18 protein-coding genes and 1 pseudogene are annotated in these 18,432 nt (G+C 47.6%); 9 read left to right on the top strand and 10 right to left on the bottom strand.

What is annotated here, in order from left to right; translation table 11 throughout:
• Positions 1 to 355: pseudogene (locus ACOJS8_RS27615) on the bottom strand (IGHMBP2 family helicase); the annotation flags it as partial.
• 215 nt (positions 356 to 570) lie between these two features.
• On the opposite strand from ACOJS8_RS27615, the gene ACOJS8_RS27610 reads away from it, so the two are divergent.
• Positions 571 to 1,989, top strand: a complete 1,419-nt coding sequence (locus ACOJS8_RS27610; RefSeq protein WP_420151787.1) for a hypothetical protein — start codon at positions 571 to 573, stop codon at positions 1,987 to 1,989.
• Between the two features lie 7 nt (positions 1,990 to 1,996).
• On the opposite strand, the gene ACOJS8_RS27605 is transcribed toward ACOJS8_RS27610, so the two are convergent.
• Together ACOJS8_RS27605 and ACOJS8_RS27600 are read right to left on the bottom strand one after the other, a co-directional pair.
• Entirely contained in the window at positions 1,997 to 2,230 is a 234-nt protein-coding gene (locus ACOJS8_RS27605; RefSeq protein WP_420151786.1) for a DUF3820 family protein, read from the bottom strand.
• 16 nt (positions 2,231 to 2,246) lie between these two features.
• Positions 2,247 to 3,275 (bottom strand): S66 peptidase family protein, encoded by a 1,029-nt coding sequence (locus tag ACOJS8_RS27600; RefSeq protein ID WP_420151785.1) that lies wholly within the window; start codon positions 3,273 to 3,275, stop codon positions 2,247 to 2,249.
• Positions 3,276 to 3,471: 196 nt separating this feature from the next.
• Between ACOJS8_RS27600 and ACOJS8_RS27595 the strand changes: the two genes are divergently transcribed.
• From ACOJS8_RS27595 to ACOJS8_RS27585, 3 genes are all read left to right on the top strand, one after another.
• Positions 3,472 to 4,020, top strand: a complete 549-nt coding sequence (locus ACOJS8_RS27595; protein WP_420151784.1) for a DinB family protein — start codon at positions 3,472 to 3,474, stop codon at positions 4,018 to 4,020.
• A gap of 152 nt (positions 4,021 to 4,172) precedes the next feature.
• Complete coding sequence (locus ACOJS8_RS27590) at positions 4,173 to 5,558, top strand: DUF4403 family protein (protein WP_420151783.1); 1,386 nt, start codon at positions 4,173 to 4,175, stop codon at positions 5,556 to 5,558.
• Positions 5,555 to 6,337: a zinc-dependent peptidase gene (locus ACOJS8_RS27585; protein ID WP_420151782.1), complete on the top strand. Its 783-nt coding sequence runs from the start codon at positions 5,555 to 5,557 to the stop codon at positions 6,335 to 6,337. Before ACOJS8_RS27590 ends, ACOJS8_RS27585 begins: the two co-directional genes overlap by 4 nt.
• A 7-nt stretch (positions 6,338 to 6,344) precedes the next feature.
• Here the strand turns inward: ACOJS8_RS27585 and ACOJS8_RS27580 are convergent, their stop codons facing one another.
• Positions 6,345 to 7,454, bottom strand: coding sequence for a mannonate dehydratase (locus tag ACOJS8_RS27580; protein WP_420151781.1), 1,110 nt, complete (start codon positions 7,452 to 7,454; stop codon positions 6,345 to 6,347).
• A 236-nt stretch (positions 7,455 to 7,690) separates the two neighbouring features.
• On the opposite strand from ACOJS8_RS27580, the gene ACOJS8_RS27575 reads away from it, so the two are divergent.
• Together ACOJS8_RS27575 and ACOJS8_RS27570 are read left to right on the top strand one after the other, a co-directional pair.
• Positions 7,691 to 8,869 carry a DUF2235 domain-containing protein gene (locus ACOJS8_RS27575; protein ID WP_420151780.1) on the top strand — a complete coding sequence of 393 codons (1,179 nt, stop codon included), beginning with the start codon at positions 7,691 to 7,693 and terminating at the stop codon, positions 8,867 to 8,869.
• Between the two features lie 58 nt (positions 8,870 to 8,927).
• Positions 8,928 to 9,719 carry a 3-keto-disaccharide hydrolase gene (locus ACOJS8_RS27570; RefSeq protein ID WP_420151779.1) on the top strand — a complete coding sequence of 264 codons (792 nt, stop codon included), beginning with the start codon at positions 8,928 to 8,930 and terminating at the stop codon, positions 9,717 to 9,719.
• A 451-nt stretch (positions 9,720 to 10,170) separates the two neighbouring features.
• Here the strand turns inward: ACOJS8_RS27570 and ACOJS8_RS27565 are convergent, their stop codons facing one another.
• Both ACOJS8_RS27565 and ACOJS8_RS27560 read right to left on the bottom strand, forming a co-directional pair.
• Positions 10,171 to 12,231 carry a tetratricopeptide repeat-containing sensor histidine kinase gene (locus ACOJS8_RS27565; RefSeq protein WP_420151778.1) on the bottom strand — a complete coding sequence of 687 codons (2,061 nt, stop codon included), beginning with the start codon at positions 12,229 to 12,231 and terminating at the stop codon, positions 10,171 to 10,173.
• Between the two features lie 100 nt (positions 12,232 to 12,331).
• Positions 12,332 to 13,039: a LytR/AlgR family response regulator transcription factor gene (locus ACOJS8_RS27560; protein WP_420151777.1), complete on the bottom strand. Its 708-nt coding sequence runs from the start codon at positions 13,037 to 13,039 to the stop codon at positions 12,332 to 12,334.
• A gap of 259 nt (positions 13,040 to 13,298) precedes the next feature.
• On the opposite strand from ACOJS8_RS27560, the gene ACOJS8_RS27555 reads away from it, so the two are divergent.
• Positions 13,299 to 13,769 (top strand): DUF3592 domain-containing protein, encoded by a 471-nt coding sequence (locus ACOJS8_RS27555; RefSeq protein WP_420151776.1) that lies wholly within the window; start codon positions 13,299 to 13,301, stop codon positions 13,767 to 13,769.
• A gap of 42 nt (positions 13,770 to 13,811) precedes the next feature.
• Here ACOJS8_RS27555 and ACOJS8_RS27550 read toward each other — a convergent pair whose 3' ends face one another.
• The 3 genes from ACOJS8_RS27550 to ACOJS8_RS27540 all read right to left on the bottom strand — a co-directional run bounded on the left by ACOJS8_RS27550 (position 13,812) and on the right by ACOJS8_RS27540 (position 15,569).
• Complete coding sequence (locus ACOJS8_RS27550) at positions 13,812 to 14,126, bottom strand: lipocalin family protein (RefSeq protein ID WP_420151775.1); 315 nt, start codon at positions 14,124 to 14,126, stop codon at positions 13,812 to 13,814.
• Between the two features lie 9 nt (positions 14,127 to 14,135).
• Entirely contained in the window at positions 14,136 to 15,089 is a 954-nt protein-coding gene (locus ACOJS8_RS27545) for a zinc metalloprotease (protein ID WP_420151774.1), read from the bottom strand.
• Between the two features lie 69 nt (positions 15,090 to 15,158).
• Positions 15,159 to 15,569 carry a MaoC family dehydratase gene (locus tag ACOJS8_RS27540; protein WP_420151773.1) on the bottom strand — a complete coding sequence of 137 codons (411 nt, stop codon included), beginning with the start codon at positions 15,567 to 15,569 and terminating at the stop codon, positions 15,159 to 15,161.
• Positions 15,570 to 15,706: 137 nt separating this feature from the next.
• Between ACOJS8_RS27540 and ACOJS8_RS27535 the strand changes: the two genes are divergently transcribed.
• The gene (locus ACOJS8_RS27535) at positions 15,707 to 16,954 is read left to right on the top strand and encodes an acyltransferase family protein (protein WP_420151772.1); all 1,248 of its coding nucleotides are present in this window, start codon (positions 15,707 to 15,709) and stop codon (positions 16,952 to 16,954) included.
• A gap of 27 nt (positions 16,955 to 16,981) precedes the next feature.
• Here ACOJS8_RS27535 and ACOJS8_RS27530 read toward each other — a convergent pair whose 3' ends face one another.
• Positions 16,982 to 17,413: a YybH family protein gene (locus ACOJS8_RS27530; protein ID WP_420151771.1), complete on the bottom strand. Its 432-nt coding sequence runs from the start codon at positions 17,411 to 17,413 to the stop codon at positions 16,982 to 16,984.
• A 107-nt stretch (positions 17,414 to 17,520) separates the two neighbouring features.
• Between ACOJS8_RS27530 and fabG the strand changes: the two genes are divergently transcribed.
• On the top strand, positions 17,521 to 18,258 hold the full coding sequence (fabG, locus tag ACOJS8_RS27525) for a 3-oxoacyl-ACP reductase FabG (RefSeq protein ID WP_420151770.1): 738 nt from the start codon (positions 17,521 to 17,523) through the stop codon (positions 18,256 to 18,258).
• Positions 18,259 to 18,432 lie beyond the last annotated feature (174 nt).

The raw sequence follows: 18,432 nt of genomic DNA, 5'->3' as shown, positions 1-18,432 counted from the left end.
CGCGCGACCAGTCGGGGAGTTCGTCGGTACGTAGCGTTATCTTGAGTCGGTTGCCACTCTGATGCGTAACGGTGCCTTCGACCCGGTCGGCCCGTGGGTCGTGATTGCTGAACAACACGGCGGGCATGCCAAACCGAATCTGATGCGGTATGTCCTGGTGCGTGGTTCGTTCAAGTTCTACGGTCAAATAATCGCCACGGCCAATTTCTGAACCGCGAATTGCGATCGGATACCAGGTGAGTCCATTGGCCCGACGTTCGGCAATGGAGGTGGTTTCAGTAAGTTTTCGGTATTGAGTACGGTCTTCTTCTCGTTCGATGCGGAGTAAATCGAGCAGATTCTTAAAATAATCCATTCACAAAGGTAACGACTGGCTGCATCCGGGAGCGCGAAATCAAGAGAACGCAGGTTTTTATGATTGACACAGATAAGATAATACCCATGCTGTAAATCCACGTTGTGTGTGATGGAGATGCCTATGCCCCAACAGGACAAGTTTGATTCTGGCGGATTAGGATCTATTTTTGCTCATTAGGTATCTGAGTTAGACGTAGTGAATTAGTTACCGGAATGGTGTTTACAAAAAGACAGTTAATTGCTTTACTGAGCGTCTTAGTTTTACTCGCTGGATTTACGTATTATAATCGTTGCCCGACTGGTGATGATGCCTGGTTTGCTGAACAATCGTACTGGCTGCAGAAAGACGGCGTTATCCGTTCGGAGTTTTTTCGGGGCACATTAAATTGGGAGAAACAGTTGTTTGTTAGCCATAAATTGTTTCTGGCTTTTGGTGCCTTCCTGATGAAATTATTTGGCTTTGGCTTGCCGACGGTCCAGTTTGTAGGATTTATCTTTTTTTGCGCACTCATTGGCGAGTTGATTATTTACGTTCGTCAGGAAGAAAAGCGTAATAGCTCATCCAATTTATTATTGCTGCTTATCCTAGTATTTTCCAACCAGTTGTTAATAAGAAATAGTTTTGAAAACCGACCTGAACTGATGGTGTCGGCGCTGGGGTTCGGTTCATTTCTCTGCATAAACTCAGAAAGAAAGACGCTGCTTAAATCCGGTTTGGCTGGCGGTCTGGCGGGCTTGGCTCTGCTGTCGCATCTGAACGGTGTTATTTATTTGGTTGCGGGCTTCGCTACGTATATGTATACTCGTAGGTACAAAGAAGCCTCTCTGTTTTTCCTGATCGGAAGCCTGACTGCGTCGACTTATTTTGCAGACGCCCTATTCGCAAAAGATGGATTTTCCAGCTGGTATTATCAATTTCGTCACGATCCTGAAACCCAGAATGCATTCGGATTATACGCTAAACTGATGGTGATGCTGACGTTTCCAAAATTGTTTGTAGAATCGCCCGAACAGGCTGGATTAACAATCCTGCTGGTGTTTATGCTATGGCATCAACGGGCTCTGATTAAACAGCTACCCCTGGTTTTAAAAGCGTATTCGTTGCTGGTTCTGATTGCGTTTGGGCTACTTACCAAAAATGGGTCGGGTACGTATATGCCTCTTTTTATGCCGTTTATGTTTGCAATTATTTACGAATTGTATAAACGGAAACCGTTTGTCAATTGGGGTTTACGCTTAGTTCTTTTGGTTTATTTTATCATTGGAATTTATGGGAGTATAGAAATAATTCATCGGAACCTGACTTTAGGAAATTTTCCGGAAGCTTATAAAAAATTACGCGCTTATATTCCACAGAACACAAATGGTTTGGTGCCGTTAACGTTCTTTTTTAACGAATACGAACAATACGCTCATTTGTTAAGTCATGAGAATTTTACGTCTCATTCAGCGCATTCTGGCAACCCATCGGATGAAATAGCTACCTGGGCTCATCAGCATAACGTCGATTTTATTCTGTTCGACTATAAATACCGAGCGGACTATTTTTATCCTGAACCTGCGACAAAAAATTTACCCTACTATAAGTTGAATTTTTTCGATGGGCGATTTGCTGTTTACTTAAAAAAGTAAGTTCTGGTTACGTATTTTTTCTGATTCCATCCAGCAAATAATCCAGACCGTTTAATTTTATTTCATACATAGTTTGCAACAGCATTCCCAGTTTACCGGCTGGAAAACCTTTCTGGGCAAACCATTCCAGATACGAAACGGGTAACGCTCTGAGTAACGTGCCCTTGTATTTGCCAAAAGGCATCTGATAATGGAGCAATTCTTTTAATAGTTCTGGATTACCGTGGGCCTGTTCTGCCATTGCTTGTGTGTTAAAATTAATTGACCGCCGATTCGAGCAGACGTATCGTGCCCGCCGTTGCGTCGATTTCGGTATCAATGCCGAGCGGAACAGTAAATTTATCACGAATGTGGCCAATCATGGTGCCCGAGAAAGCGGGTTTGTTCAGCGGAATGATGTGCTCCGTCACTACGTCGTCGAGCGTGAGCGAACCGTAAGTACCATTGCCGGGGCCGCAGTCGGTGCATTTGCCGAAAACGAAACCGGCGATCTGATTCAGAATGCCCGCCAGCCTGAGCTGAGTTAACATTCGGTCGACGCGATAAATATCTTCGTGCGTATCTTCCAGAAACAGAATGGTATTTTGCCAGTCGGGCAAGTACGCTGATCCAATCAGGTGGCTCAATACGGTAAGATTACCGCCCACTAACCGCCCCCGCGCCAGACCCGGTTTGATGGTCGTGATACGATCCTGAGTTTGCGTCAGGTTATCGCCTTTCTCGGCCGGATTCTTCATTGTTACGGTTTCGCCATCCATAAGCACCCGCTTGAACCAATCTACGGTAAAGGCATTGAACGTAGCGGAACCAACTGGTCCGTGAACCGTAACCAAACCCGTTTTCGCATAGATGGCCAGTAATAACGCCGTTACGTCGCTATAACCAATTACCATTTTCGGGTTACGCTGAATCAGATCGTAATCTAGCAGGGGTAGTAGGCGAGCACAGCCCCAGCCACCGTGAATTGCCATAATTGCTTTGACGCTACGGTCGTTGAAAAACGCATGAATGTCGGAAACACGATCCGCATCGCGTCCGGCCAGGTAACCGTAACGGTCGTAAATGTGTGGACCGAGCTTGGTTTGAAACCCTAATGCCTGAAGAGATTCCTGAGCGATTTTCACCGTTTCCGGATTGTAGGCCGGAGCCGCCGGGCAAAACAGGCCAACTGTGTCGCCGGCTCGGAGACGGGCTGGTTTTAGTAACGGAGCAGGCGGCTGACCGGTGGCTAGTGAAAGAAACGGTGCCAAACTAGTGGCCCGCAAAAAGGAACGGCGTGAAGACATTAGAAAAGCAGGGATTCATGAGTGCAGAAAGATAACCGAAAACAACGTAGTGATCAAGCAGTAGATGCGGTCGATAAATGGGTTCAATTTATTGGTCGTTACGTTGGTGCACTCCGCTTTTATTATGATGAAATAAACCTTACATTTCGGCGGATTGAATAAACAAAACAGGAAGTAAAACCCAGCCAACTACTTTATGACGATCAAACTACATGTCCGGTTTGCGTTTACGCTCATCTGTCTGTTAATGGCCATTGCGTCCGTTCAGGCGGGAAAACCACTTGCTACAGTCGCTCAGATTACGGCCGACTGGCAACGGGCTAAAGAGTACACGAAAGAATATCTGGACGCCATGTCGGAGGACGGTATTAATTACAAGCCAAGCCCTGAGATCCGCAGTTTTGCCGAGCAGATGCTTCATCTGGCTGCTGCGAACTACAATTTCGGTGCGCTGGCCAGTGGGAAAACCAACCCGTTTCAGGGGAAAAAACTGGAAGAGATGAGTGAACTGAAAACCAAAGCTGCTTTGACAAAGGCGGTTATGGATAGTTACGACTTTGTGATCGAAGGAGCAAAAGGGTTGAGCGACGCCCAACTGGCCGAGAATGTAAAAATGGGCCAGCGCGAAATGACTCGTGAAGTGGTACTGGCAAAAGCCTTTGAGCATCAGACACATCATCGCGGGCAGTGTACCATTTACATTCGGATGAAAGGCATTAAGCCACCAAACGAAAAATTATTCTGAGAACAAAAATGCCCGCTATTAGCGGGCATTTTTGTTACGTATCCCTCCTGGAAATAGTACGTAAAACATACGGTAAAGGTTACTAGTTATTTCACGTATTATCTATCATTCACTAATCACCTGGTCAAAAGCGTGCAACATCAGCCGTTTTTGTGGGTTCATTCAAGATGGTTCGGTTGCTAACTGGCCTGGTAGCGGTTTTGCTGTTCGTGCAATGTCAGAGCGAAAAGCCCCAGGCGCCCAAAGCAGAGGGCTTTGATCCGCCTATTCCGCCAACGCTTTCTTACCTGGCGGGGCCAATTGTGTTTGATATAAAGGAAATTCAGGAGAAAATTAATCAGAAGCTTGATCCTGTTCTGATCGGAAAGGAAACCGAAAAAGGAAAAACGGAAGGGATTATTTCATTTCGGGTAAAGCGGCTGGGCTCCGTTCAGGTTCAGTACGTCGATCATCAGATCAAGCTGTCGGCTCCGCTGCAAATGTGGCTTACCAAACCGTTCAGTAAAGACACGACACCGCCGAAAAAGCCATTTTGCGTACTGCATGTTGATTTTAAAAGCCCAATTGTTGTAACGCCTAACTGGCGATTTGCGAGCCACACAACCTTCACAAACTACCAGTGGCTGGTTAAGCCGGAACTTCGCATATTGGGTAAAGAATTTTCGTTGACGAAACTAGCCCAGAATATTCTGGAAAAGCACAAAACGGATATTGAGCAGGCAATTGACTCGGCGGTATATAACAACCTGAGGCTTGATGAGATGGTGAGGCCGACCTGGGAAGATATGCAAAAGCCACTGCTGATTAACAAGGAATATGGGCTCTGGCTGGTTCCCAAACCCATTAGCGTAGCATCAGGACCCATTGATGGCAATGCGCGTCAACTGGTTACGCACGTCCGAATCGCGTTTGAGACGCAAACAGAGCTTTCGCCAACAGAACCCGTGCATCCGAAAACAAAACTGGCTCCCCTGCAGAAACGGGATTCGGTCTCTCAGACGTCCGATCTACACCTGATGAGTTTTATTCCTTATGCTGATATTAACCGGATGCTGGCCTTGACGGTACGTAAGCAGCCGAAAACAATGGCCCTTGGCGCAATTACCATAAAAAGCGCGTCGGTTTACGGAGCACAACGGTCGCTGATCGTGAAAGCCGAGGTAAGCGGAATTATGGATGGACCTGTTTACTTACGTGGACGTCCGGCGTTTGATACGCTAACCAATACGTTAGTTGTAAAAAACCTGGATTTCGATAGCACCCACGAAGGTTTATTATCGAAAAGTACAGATCCCGTATGGCACGATGCGCTACGTAAGGTATTGGAAACTATGCTGACCATCCGGTTAGGCGACGACATTGACAAGTTGCCGCAGGTTATCCACAAGGCGTACGAAAAAGGAGGACCCGGCAAAAAAACGGATTTAGGTATTCAAACGTTTCGGTTCGTTCCCCAAAAAATAGCGATTCGTCCTGATGGTATTCAGGCGTTAATCAAAGTCAAATCGAAAGTAATTGTGAAAGTGAATACGTTATGATTGTTCTAATCGGTTTAGCGGTTCTGGTTGTGGGCTGGCTCGTCTGGCAGAACTTACAGCGAAAAAAACAGGATGAAATTCCGCTGCCTGCTACGTATCCGGAGCTATTGGAAAAACACGTAGCGTATTACCGATCGTTAAGCGACGAGAAAAAGAAACTCTTTGAAGAGCGGGTTCGTCATTTTCTGAATCATACTCAAATTGAAGGCGTAGGTACGACTGTTGATGATGTGGACAAAGTGCTGGTAGCCAGCAGCGCCATTATTCCCATCTTTGGCTTTGACGACTGGTTTTATCCACTGACCAACGTACTGCTTTATGAAGATCGGTTTAATGCCGATTACCAGACCACGGGCGATGAACGTAACATCCTGGGCATGGTGGGGGAAGGAGGGGCTTTACAAAGCACAATGGTGTTGTCGAAACCGGCGTTGCACGAAGGGTTTGCCAACGAAACCAGTAAGGGAAATACGGGCATCCACGAGTTTGTACACCTGCTCGACAAAGTCGATGGGTCAACGGATGGCTTACCCGAATATTTGCTGGCAAAAGATCACATCAGACCCTGGCTACAACTCATTCACAGGAGTATTCAGGAAATTAAAACCAATCAGTCGGACATTAATCCGTACGGGATTACCAACGAAGCCGAATTCTTCGCGGTTGCGTCGGAATATTTTTTCAAACGCCCTGATCTGCTCCACGAAAAGCACCCCGAACTCTTTGCGCGGCTAGAGGAAATCTTTCACCAGAATCCGTTGGACAATGCTCATCCATGATTAAAAACTACCCCCGCTGCTTCCGAATAGCTTCCATTAAGCCCTGCATGTAGCCGACAGCATGCAGACTCCCTAACAAACTATAGCCCTGATGATCGTTGCTGTCGCCTGCCATCGTCGGTACGTGGTCGGGGCGGATGGGACCTTTAAAGCCAATGTCGTAATACGTTTTCATGGCTTTGTACATATCCGTCTGGCCATCGTCGCCGAAGGTTTCCTCGAAATTCTGACGGTTGCCCCGAATGTCGCGGAAGTGTACGAAGAAAATTTTGTTACGTTCCCCGAAGTATTTGATGACCGTCGGAATATCTTCGCCCATGGTAGCAAACGTTCCCTGGCACATCGTAATCCCATTGTTTGGACTGGGAGCAAGGGCCAGCATTTTTTTGAAGGCATCGGCCGAAGTCATGATGCGCGAAATGCCCCGAAGTTTATCGACCGGTGGATCGTCGGGATGAAGAGCGAGTTTAATACCTGACTTTTCAGCTTCAGGTACTACCGCTTTCAGAAAATACGCCAGGTTTTTCCACATGGTTTCAGCCGAAAATTCACCGAATTGCGTTACCGATTGATTCCTGGCCTCTTCATACTTGAACGCGCTCACCAATGCCCCACCCCGCGAGGGTTTGGCCATTTGCGTACGCGACCAGTTAATGACCGGCATCCAGTTATAACAAACCGTGTCGACACCGATTTTCGACAGGTTTTTCATAAACGTAATGAAGTGATCAATTTCCTGATCCTTGCCATCGAGCCCCAGTTTGACTTTATCAAGTGGCGTAGGGCTTTCAATAACCTGAAGCGTTAATCCTTCTTTGGCGAACCCATCCTGTATGGCTTTCAGTACGTCGTAATCCCACGAATTGGCGCCTTTCATACCCACCATACCCGGGCTTGCTGGTGCTACGGCCCCCAATACGTTCATCTGTACAGACAGCTTCATTTTCTGCGGTTCATATCCCCAGAAATACGCCAGGCCCAATTGCAGATCCGCGTCTTTGGCCAGACTCACGAGTTGTTGCCGACGTAGCGTTTGTGCTAGCGGACTCAAACCGCCTGCTGATAACGTAGCGACGGATGCACTTTGTTTGAGGAAGGTTCGGCGGGAGTTTTTCATAGGCAAATGAGTTAAAAACAGGTTGTAGCTACTGCTGTAAAAACAGATAACAGGCTAATTTACTGATAAGACTTTTCTGGAAAACAAGCTTTTGGCCGGGACTATAAAACGGGAGCCTAGAGGCCACCAAACAGAAGCCCTTATGCGTTCAATCAGAATACGTTACGTTAAATAAATCACTTAGCCAGAGAAACCTCATTTCCCGGAACTTCCTGACGATTAAACGTGAAGGAATCATGGCTAAGAAAATAATCATTTGTGCGGACGGTACGTGGAATGATCCTGAGCAACTTGACCGGGGTAGTCTGGTACCCACGAACGTAGTGAAAATTGCCCGCGCTCTGGCGAAAGCGCCGGATCAGAAAGATATTTTCTATGATCTGGGTGTAGGAACGGGCAAAGGGCTGGACCGCTTTCTGGGCGGATTAACGGGGAATGGATTGTTGCACAACATCTTTGAGTGTTATCTGTTCATTGCCGAACGGTATCAGCCCGGCGATAAAATTTATTTGTTTGGTTTCAGCCGGGGGGCTTATACCGTACGTAGCCTGGCGGGATTGATCTGTCAGTTTGGTATTGATAAAGCGTTGGTCAGAAGGGAGCTTATTCAGCCGGATGCTGATAAGCCAGCGATCACAACAGAAGCCAATCGACCAGAGGAAACGTCGGAGTCAAAAGCGTATCAGTCCGCTGTGCGTTTGAATGCCCTTCGGACGGCGTACAAGCGAATGAAAGCCGAGCATAGTAATCAGATAGTTGAGGAATACAAACGGGCACATGACTGTTACGAACCTCATATCGAGATGATTGGCGTTTGGGATACAGTAGGCTCGCTGGGTATTCCGCTGCTTATTCCGAAATGGTTGATCGGAAATGCCCTGACCGAACGGTTGTCTAACTGGCTACTGGGTAATTATCGGTTTCTGAATGTTGATCTAAATCCGAAGGTAAAGGCTGCCTATCATGCGCTATCCATCGATGAAAACCGTCGGGCTTTTCTGCCGACACTCTGGAGCGAAGCGAGTCTGCAACCCCATCAACGGGTAAAACAGGTTTGGTTCACCGGAATTCATAGTAATGTTGGCGGGGGATATGCCGATGCCGGTTTGTCCGATAACGCCCTGCTCTGGATGGTGGAACAGGCAAAACAGCACGGACTGGAATTCTCGGATACGTATTTGAACCGGAGCACGCAGGCCGATACGTTTTATGGAGAGATTCGGGATGAGCGCACCCGCTGGATTAAGCGTCTGCTTTTCCAGAGAGGAATCCGTAATGTTGAAGAGATATGTAGAAAAGCAGGAACACAGCCCGTTATTGCCCAAAGCGCTATTGAACGGCAGACATCTGTGATCTGCAAAAAACCATATACAATTACGCTGCCACAGAAACATCACATTGAAAAAGGGTTCTGAGTAACGGGTAGATGATGCGGGAAGGGTTCTTAAGAAAAGAAAACACGACGCGAATCGGATGAATCTACCCATAACGAAACGGATAAACCTGTGTCAGGTCTTGCTCTTACTGATTGGCAGCCTGAACGTAATGACAACAGTCCAGGCCCAGATTGGTGTTGGCGCTAAACCACTAAAGGGTGCCGAGGTGTTGTTCGACGGCTCGCGCAAAATGCTCGACGAGAAATGGACGTACTGGCAAGGTCCACGACTGGCTGCTACGTTACCGATCAAGTGGCAAATTGAAAAAGATCCGGCCGGCCCTGGTACAGTCATGAACACGAATGATCCGGCGGCTGCGGGAGGGAAATACGGTGCCGCTGACATCGTAACCAAAAAGGAATTCCGCGATTTTCGGCTGCATGTAGAATTCTACGTTAGCAAACCCGGTGGCAACAGTGGGGTGTACTTACAAAATCGCTACGAAATTCAGATTTTCGACGGCGACACTACGTCGCATGGGCTGGGTGCTGTCATCAACGAATCGCCCTCGCCGTACAAATTATATACGGGTCCCGGCAAATGGAATGCGTATGATATTGTGTTTCGGGCGGCCCGTTTTCAGGATGGCAAACGCACCGAACCGGCAATGGTAACTATTTATCTGAACGGAAAAAAAGCACATACGAATCAGAAGATCAATCAGGTGTGGGGCGGCCCTAATTCTGGAATTGATGGTGGTAACGACGGTGGCAAAGGCATTACCGACACGCCCGGTGGGATAAAGCTTCAGGCGGAAGGCCACGACGTACTGTACCGCAACATCTGGATTCAGCCGCTGGATCTGAAGCAGTCCAATACGGATTTTTAGCGATTCAATGATCCGAACCCGGAGTTACAAAGGCTCATAAAGATTAAAGGCTGATAAAACCGGGTTTTATCAGCCTTCAATCTTTATGAATAGTTTGGTAAGAGGAAGAGAATAGGTGTATTACTGAAATAAATGGGCTTGTTGTTCATACACTTTCGCCTTGTATTGGCTAAATAATTGCTGAAAGTTTAGCATCTCGGGAGATACAGGTTGTGTCCGTCGGGTGGATTGCTTGTGGGAAATCAGAGATAATCTGGAAGTATATCGTTTATTCAATTCTCTGTCTTTCATTAAATTATATATCGACGTTTACAATTACGTAAAATTATAAACATTCGGGCGACTCTACACGTATCGGGCATGAACTGCCGATTTTTTACTACCAATACGTAGTTATAGTATAGTAATCAGTCTTTTTAATCAAAATTCATTGGTGTTAAACTTATTGGGATTAGGGCTTTCCCAAAAGCACGTTTACAGTCGTGCCTTTATGGAGCTGGCTTTTTACATGCAGCTCACCGTTCTGTTTCTGGATTAACTCCCGACTTATCTGTATTCCAAGGCCCGTTCCTAATTCTTGCTGCGTCCCCTCTCGTACATCCGGTTTTGTAAATAGTCGGTCGAGCATTTCGGCCGTCATACCAATACCCGTATCCCGAATCTGAAGCTCTATTTTATTCGAATGCTCGACAGTGAATAATCGAATATAACCGCCAACGGGCGTAAACTTGAGGGCGTTGTCGACCAGATTGCGCAATACAATGGCCAACTGCTGAGCATCAGCTACGACTGGCGTGTGCTCGTTAACCTGATTGATCACGGTAATTTGTTTTTGCTGGATACGGTCAGCGAAATAGCCGATCGTCTGGTTAATTTGCTCCGTTAGATCAATAACCTTCAATGCCGTCTTAAAGCCACTGAACTGAACGTACGCCCAATCCAGTAAGGTCATGAGCAAGCTCAGAATATTATCGGTTTTGTGCTCGAGCGTAGCTAGCGAAGCCGACGTCGGTTTTTTGTCAGAAAGTACATCCTGCTGCATGTGCTGGATGTCTTGTTTTAAGTGAACCAGCGGACTACGGAGGTCATGACTAATGATCGAGAATAGCTGATCTTTAGTCTTGTTGAGTTCAATTAATTGCTCGGTCTGAAGGAAAATAGCCTGTTTCTGCTGACTCAGCAGCTCCTGCGCTTTTTTCTGTCTGTTGAAATTAATGTAAATAATAACCGCAAGCAGTAAAAGCAGAGTAGAAATGATGGAATAGAATGTCCGCTGATTCTGAGCCAGCGTCAACTGAAGTTGAATCGTTTGTTTAGCCTGTTGCTGTAAGGTCAGATCTCGTTTCAAATTGGTTATCTGGTGTTGTTTTCGTTCCAGATCAAAGCTGGACTGAATCTGGGCAATCGCCTTTTGTTTTTCGAGACCTGTAAGGCTATCCTGCAGACGTTGAGCCTGCTGCATCAACGCCAGCGCATTCTGGAATCTTCCTGACTTTTCCTGTAACGTAACCTTGAAAAGCAAGGCTTTGTGTAGATAATGAGCCGACTGAATAGCGCGAAAAAGGGCTATCGACTGATCTACGTAAGTGAGCGATCGGGCCAGGTCACGTAGCGCCAGGTAGCTTTGTGCCAACTGTAGATAAATAAGGCCGATAAACTCTTTGGCGCCGATCTGTTGCTGAATGGCCAGAGCTTGATTATAATACCCGATGGCATCTTTATAACGGCGTTGTAACCGGCTGATTTCTCCCAGATTCCGTAGCGATTCGGCCGTACTGTGATTGAACTGAAACGCCCGGCTAATTGCCAGCGATTGTTGGGTATAGCGTTTCGCTTTGGCGAATTCCTGATGATTTATATAGTATTCGCCCAGATTGCCTAAGGTTCCGATTAAGGCTTTCTGTTTTTTACGTTTCATCGCAAAATCATTCGCTTTCAGATAATACGGTAAGGCCAGCGAATCGCTGTTCTGATGCTCATAAACAAGGGCTAGTTCCGTATACAGGGTTAGGAGCGGAGACGCCTGTAAGTCGGGGCGTTTTTCAATTATCCGTTCGAGTGTTAGGCCAGAACGGAGTGCCTGCTTGTAATCGCCCTGTATACGGTATAGCTGCATCAGCCGTGTCTGGAGCTCGAGCTGGATGGTATCTAATGGATAAGAATGGCTTAACTGCTCAGCTTTCCGAAGAATCGCCAGCCCTTTTTTATGCTCTCCAGTCACTACGTAGCTGGTGGCCAATACGTTGTAGGCTTTGATTAAAACCCGTTTGTCGGGAAGTTTCTGACTTAGCATAATGGCCTGATTGAGATAATGCCAGCTCGAATCCAGATTGAGCTGAATATAATTTCGTCCTAGTTCAATCAAGGTAAGGGCTCGGGCTGAATCCGATTGTTGGCGTTGTAAACTACGCTTAAGATCGGGCGTAGTCTGTCCGTAGACGGAAATGGTAAGCAGCAGAAACAGACCTGCCAAACGTGCTGGTACGTTTGAACAAACATGAGAAGTAGCCACAGGAACGTAGTGATGGATTGAAAAATGACGGATAAGAGGATTCGCCGGACAACACAATACGTATCACGCTGCTGATGTCCGGAATAAGCAGACAGGCTGCTCATTCATTGTTTTCGAACAGCGATAGTAGCCCCTCCAGCCGAGTGCGGTACGATTGACCGATAGGAATTTTGACCTGACCTAGCCAAATATTATGCCGATCGTAGCTGGTTATTTTTCCGATATGAATCAGATAGGATTTATGAACGCGGATGAAGAGTCGAGTGGGTAGTAGTTCGGTTAACGTAGCCAGTCGCTCATTAACCAGATACATCTGACCATCGGCGTAAATCTTTGAGTAGATGCCATAAGCTTCTACGTAATCAATCGATTGAAATGTAAACCGCTGAATCTTACGGCCCATCTTCAGAAAAACGGCATCCACTTCAATGATATTATTAGCGTTGGTCTGCCATTGCAGGGCTCGCGTCAGCGCTATGTGCAACCGTTCCAATGTAAAAGGTTTGAGCAGATAGTCAGACGCTTTGCCAATTTCATAGCTTTCCAGCGCGTAATCCGGATAAGCGCTGGTAATAATGACCGGCGGCAGCTTCAGGCCTGTTTTCAACAACGTCAGGCCGAGCTGACCGTTCAGGTTAATATCGAGAAAGAGCAGATCAATAGCCTGAGTAGCCAATATACCCATGGCCGATTCAATTGTAGGGGCAATACCAGCCAGTGTAAAGAAAGGAAACTTATCGAGTAGACTTTTTAGATAAAGGGCATCCGATTCGGTGTCGTCAATAATAAGGTACTGTTTAACCGTCATGAGTAGAAAGGGAGAGGATATATAACTAGTCTTACGATCAGTCTGAGCTGATATATGGATAGATCAGTATGTCAAAGGTAAGTAATAGTTTTAGGTAAAAAGACCTACGATTCTATTCGCTGATGGCTATTTGGTTCATTTCTCTGCCGTTCGATAAGTCGCCTTTTCCGGATAATAAACCGGTGTTCGAAAGATGAGCAGAAACCATTACGTTTAATAGCCGTTCGTTCCCGATTTATAACGTAACAATAGCTTCCAGATGGAACCAAAAGAGAGACTCGGCCTCCTCTTCGCCGGATTGTTTGCCCTTGTTGGCACTGTTTTTATAATTGTTGCCTACATGAACTGGCAGTCGACCCAGCGGATTATTAAAACGGGTATCGAAACGAAAGGCGTTGTGGTTGATCTACGTTACGGGCGCGACAAAAAAGGTCGCACAACAACTGCACAGGCGCCTGTTGTGGAGTTTACTACGTCAGCAGGAAAATCCATTACGTACTACTCACAGACCTACACCACACCGGCAGGATTTGCCGTCGGCGAAACCGTAACGCTCTGGTACTTACCCGATGATCCCCAGGAGTCCATTACCTTGGAAGGAACAGAAATCTGGATTTTACCCGCCGTATTTGGTGGTATGGGCATAGTATTCTCACTCATTGGTTACCCACTCCTGATCGGTTCGTTGCGGAGAGTGGGGAAAGCCGACCGTCAGCCGGAAGGTGTATAAACGTAGTGAAAGCTTTTACTACGTCTACCCAGCTAAAATCGTTTATTTTTTAAGAACAAGTTTATTCGGATTGATTGAGCCAATTTGATACGTCTCAACTTGCTCGTCCTGCGTGTGGAACGAGATTTCGTTATTGGTTAGATCCCAATGCCCCTGATCTTCCTGTAAACTGTCCGACGAGGTTCCCTGGCCTTTTACCAGGCTTCCATCGGCATGAAGCGTAAAGAAATCGCGCGGGCGACGTGTCAGCGGAAACGCATAATCGGCCGGGCGGAAGACAGCTTCTTCGGGACTGTCTTCCTCCGCCGAATGAATCCATTCCCGGCATAAATGATTGGTATTGAATTTTTTAGCCATAACTACTGATCAGCTAATAAGCGAATTGCGGACGTCCTCCAACGTAGCGTGCATCCGGGCAATTTGTTCGATAGTAAACATATACATCGAATCGTCGTCGACGTAGTCCATGTAGTTCATAAACATATCGCCGTTGGGTCCATTTGTGCAGGAGATGTGCGGAAACGTAGGTTTACCGTAGTTGGGCCCAACGGCGTTGGGGGTGTCTTTCACAAAGTCAGTACCGGAGCAATCCTCCGTATCGCCCCAGATATGGCGCAGATTGAGGTAATGACCAATTTCGTGGGTAGTGGTACGTCCCAGGTTAAACGGGGCAACTGCCGTACCTGAGGTTCCAAAGGCCCGGTACGTAATAACGACCCCATCGGTTTCAGCGGGGCCACCGGGAAACTGCGCGTAGCCCAGCAAACCACCTCCCAAATTGCACACCCAGATATTCAGATACCGATCCGTAGGCCAGGGGGCTTTCCCGACAGCGCTGGTTTTCACCGTATCATTGGTGCCGAACGACGTCCGCTGGGTTTTGGTCCGGGTGATACCGGTTGTCTTTTTACCATCGGGGCCTACCGTGGCCAACTGGAACTGAATATTTGGATTGCCAACCAGACCTTTCCAAACGACAGGGACTTTGGAACGATCGGGGTTTTTAGCGCCAAAATCCCGGTTTAACACGTTGATCTGGCTTTTGATCTGTGCTGTTGAAATATTCTGTACGGTCGTATTGTACACTACGTGCACGACAACCTTGATTATCATCGGTCCGCCCGTGAACTCAAAAGCCGCCAGACCACGCGCCATTCGGCGCGTGGTCGCCGTTTCCAGTTGCGCCTGAATCGACCGAAAATTTACATCAGTTTCGAGCAGGCGAAAGTGGGCGGCCATAGCGCCACACTCCCGACGGAGCAGCGGAGGCTGGTTGGCGTCGGGAGCCTCAGCATCGGGGGGCGTTTGTTTCTTTGCCATGATCTTTCGGGAGGAGTTTACTAAAACAAGGTATGAATTTTCGCGGGTTCAGTCAACTACGTAAGGGGCCTACAGAATTTTCGTCTTATGCATCAACGTAGCAACGCCACGTGTTGTGACTTTACCCGTCTGTACATCCCGGATTTCGCCCAGAATCTGCGCTGTGTGCCTAGCCGAATCGATCGACTGAACCGTGAACGTAGCTTCATAATCGGTATCGACAAACATAGGCCGCAGGAACTCCAGCGTTTGGCCCAGGTAGACCGAACCGTATCCCGGAAACTCTGTGCCCAGCACTTTCGTGAAGACGCTGGCGCCCAGCATGCCGTGGATAATGGGGCGTTTAAATGGGGTTTGTGCGGCAAATTCGGCGTCGAGATGGAGCGGGTTATTATCGCCTGTAACCCGGGCAAAATCAACTACATCGGCCTGAGAAAACCGGAATGCGTACCGATGAATGGCATTGAGTCCAAATTCCATAGAAGAGAGTGACAATGAAAATGTACAATGAGTAAAGAAGGCAAAGTTCGTTACATAAGTCGATTGTGCATTCTCAATTACTCACAATCAATTATTCATTGTACATTCTGCATTGCCCCGTACCTTCGTAGCTACTTATGCTGAACAAACTTTTTGCTATTGATTCAGGACCGGCTAAGCGTGTGTTTGGACTGGATGTGATGCGAGCAATCGCCATCCTGATCGTCGTAGATGCTCATGCTACAATCGCTCTGAAAGAATATTATGATGGCGCCTTCTGGCATCATTTGTTACCCGATGGGGTTGAATTATTTTTTGTTCTGAGTGGGTTTCTGATTGGGGGTATTCTGATTCGATCTTACGAAAAAAAAGGCACCTTCAATGGTGATCTTCTTTTGAATTTCTGGACCCGCCGGTGGTTTCGCACACTGCCAAATTACTACCTCGTCCTGACGGGACTGATTGTAACGGCTTTGCTACGTGCCTGGCGCAGTGGATTGCAGCATACGTTGCCCGATGGGAGTATACTGGCGAAGTACTTCGTTTTTGTTCAGAATTTCGCTCAGCCCATACCTAATTTCTTTCCTGAAACCTGGAGTCTGGCTATTGAAGAATGGTCGTACATTACGTTGCCTTTACTGCTCTGGACGCTGCACAGTCTGCTGTCGGCCCGGTTGCCGCGACAACGTATCGTCCTTCTGACAATTCTGTCCATTATTATCGGAACAAATTTGTACCGGGTTTTTCTCTCGCTTCAAATTCCTGTTTCGGATGGAGAGGTTGAATTTCGGGGAATGGTTGCTACACGACTGGACGCTATCTCGTACGGGGTACTGGGCGCTTACTGCCGCCACTATTTTCCGACGTACTGGACAAACAGGCGTTTACAGCAGCGGCTTTTCATTCTGGGGCTCGTATTAACCATGCTCACCGCGTTATCGGCGTCAATTCTTGCCTTGCAGTTTTACTTCGAATGGGGTGTTCTTTCGGCATATACTGTTTATAAACGTACGTTTTACTTCCTTGTAACGGGCGTTAACATGGCGTTGCTATTGCCGTTTATGGAAGGCTGGCGGACGGCGACCGGCGCCTGGGCACGATTCGGTATTGCACGGGCTATTACGCACATCAGCCTGATTTCGTACTCTATGTACTTGCTCAATCTGACGCCCATTATGTCGAACATCATTGAGCGAATACCCACCACTTCCTTGACGACAGGATGGCTTAAAGTCGGTTTATTCTGGGCCTTAGTGCTCGTCCTGTCGACGCTTCTTTTTAAATTCTTCGAGAAACCCGTTACTGAACTCCGCGAGCGGTTATCGGCGAAAGAACCGACGCAGCTAAGTGAGCAAAGGGCGGAGGGTTCGGGACAACGAGTATAAGACATCGCTGTTTTTTGTCCTTTAATATTAGCTCGAATGGTCACTGATAATGACCCAGCGTTTTTTGATTTTGCGCCAGAGCAGCGTGAAATGGCCATTGGCGTCGCCGATTTTCGGACGGGTAAGATGAAACTTGCCGATAACGTACGCTACGTTCGGCGCCGGAAAATCGAGCTGTAGAATATCGAATTTGAGCGTGCCCATCGATGCCCGGTCAGGGTAGCGTTTTTTGTAATTCTCCAGTGTAGCCTGATAGCCATACGTAATACCGGCTTTCCCGATGAACGTGAGCGAATCCGAGGGCCAGTAGCCGTTCATAAATTTATCGACCCGCCCCGCGTTCCAGTCTTCTGTTTGGCGTTGCAGAATTTGCAGAATGGCCCGCCGGTCCTGGGCCTGCTGACTGAACGTGGAGTCTGCGGCCATCAGGGCCAGCAGCAACGTAAGAAAAAGTTTCATGAATATCTGTTTTGAAAAGCTACGTAACGTTACGTAGAAGCCGAATAAATTGGTAACTGATACGTATTTTACCGTTATTGGCTGCCTATTGTTTTGATGCTAAAGCCATGAGATTACAAAATAAAGTTGCCATCATAACCGGTGCCGCCAGGGGCATTGGCCGTAGTGCTGCCGAAGTGTTCTGCCGCGAAGGGGCTACGGTGATCATCTGGGACGTACTGGATGAAGGCGAAACCACGGCCCAAACGTTACGGGAGCAAGGGTTTCGGTGCGAATTCAGTCCTGTCAGCACAACCGATGTTTCCACGGTCGAAGCAGCCGCCCGCGATGTGTACGACCGCTACGGCCGAATCGATATTCTGATCAACAATGCCGGAATTACCCGCGATAAATCCTTGCTGAAAATGTCGTTCGACGAATGGCAGCAGGTGATCGACGTGAATCTGACAGGCGTATTTAACTGCACAAAAATGGTGGCGCCTTACATGGTTGAACAGCGCTATGGACGTATCATCTGTACATCGTCTATCAATGGCGTACATGGTGCGTTTGGGCAAACCAACTACGCTGCTGCCAAAGCCGGAATTATTGGTATGGTACGTTCGTGGGCGAAAGAGTTGGGTCCGAAGGGCGTAACGGCCAATGCCGTAGCACCAGGATTTATCCAGACAGCCATGACGGATGCCATGCCCGAAGAAGTTCGTAACCAGGCCGTGGCTACCATTCCGGTACGACGTATCGGCAAACCCGAAGACATCGCGTATGCGTACCTGTTCTTAGCCTCCGACGAAGCTTCGTTTGTGAATGGACACGTACTGGCCGTGAATGGCGGCCAGGCGATTTAAGTGCCTTCCTGGTGGTGTCGGGTTCTCAAACCCGACACAGTTGCCGCTGTAAATCTGTCGGGTTCCAGACCCGACACCCTGAGAACCGGCTATCTTTACTGACGTAATTGTTGTTGGCTATTCATGAAAAAGATTCGGAAATTTTACGAGGACTATAAACCGTATATCTTCTCC

Origin of the sequence: Spirosoma sp., from assembly GCF_048594605.1 — a bacterium.
Lineage (GTDB): Bacteria > Bacteroidota > Bacteroidia > Cytophagales > Spirosomataceae > Spirosoma.
Note: the sequence above shows the minus strand (reverse complement) of the source record. Positions and strands in the feature narration are given on the sequence as shown.

Bases quoted from the DNA above. Each gene is read 5' to 3' on its own strand.
- ACOJS8_RS27610 (WP_420151787.1), top strand. From the start codon at position 571: ATGGTGTTTACAAAAAGACAGTTAATTGCTTTACTGAGCGTCTTAGTT.
- ACOJS8_RS27605 (WP_420151786.1), bottom strand. From the start codon at position 2,230: ATGGCAGAACAGGCCCACGGTAATCCAGAACTATTAAAAGAATTGCTC.
- ACOJS8_RS27600 (WP_420151785.1), bottom strand. From the start codon at position 3,275: ATGTCTTCACGCCGTTCCTTTTTGCGGGCCACTAGTTTGGCACCGTTT.
- ACOJS8_RS27595 (WP_420151784.1), top strand. From the start codon at position 3,472: ATGACGATCAAACTACATGTCCGGTTTGCGTTTACGCTCATCTGTCTG.
- ACOJS8_RS27585 (WP_420151782.1), top strand. From the start codon at position 5,555: ATGATTGTTCTAATCGGTTTAGCGGTTCTGGTTGTGGGCTGGCTCGTC.
- ACOJS8_RS27580 (WP_420151781.1), bottom strand. From the start codon at position 7,454: ATGAAAAACTCCCGCCGAACCTTCCTCAAACAAAGTGCATCCGTCGCT.
- ACOJS8_RS27575 (WP_420151780.1), top strand. From the start codon at position 7,691: ATGGCTAAGAAAATAATCATTTGTGCGGACGGTACGTGGAATGATCCT.
- ACOJS8_RS27570 (WP_420151779.1), top strand. From the start codon at position 8,928: ATGAATCTACCCATAACGAAACGGATAAACCTGTGTCAGGTCTTGCTC.
- ACOJS8_RS27560 (WP_420151777.1), bottom strand. From the start codon at position 13,039: ATGACGGTTAAACAGTACCTTATTATTGACGACACCGAATCGGATGCC.
- ACOJS8_RS27555 (WP_420151776.1), top strand. From the start codon at position 13,299: ATGGAACCAAAAGAGAGACTCGGCCTCCTCTTCGCCGGATTGTTTGCC.
- ACOJS8_RS27550 (WP_420151775.1), bottom strand. From the start codon at position 14,126: ATGGCTAAAAAATTCAATACCAATCATTTATGCCGGGAATGGATTCAT.
- ACOJS8_RS27545 (WP_420151774.1), bottom strand. From the start codon at position 15,089: ATGGCAAAGAAACAAACGCCCCCCGATGCTGAGGCTCCCGACGCCAAC.
- ACOJS8_RS27540 (WP_420151773.1), bottom strand. From the start codon at position 15,569: ATGGAATTTGGACTCAATGCCATTCATCGGTACGCATTCCGGTTTTCT.
- ACOJS8_RS27535 (WP_420151772.1), top strand. From the start codon at position 15,707: ATGCTGAACAAACTTTTTGCTATTGATTCAGGACCGGCTAAGCGTGTG.
- ACOJS8_RS27530 (WP_420151771.1), bottom strand. From the start codon at position 17,413: ATGAAACTTTTTCTTACGTTGCTGCTGGCCCTGATGGCCGCAGACTCC.
- fabG (WP_420151770.1), top strand. From the start codon at position 17,521: ATGAGATTACAAAATAAAGTTGCCATCATAACCGGTGCCGCCAGGGGC.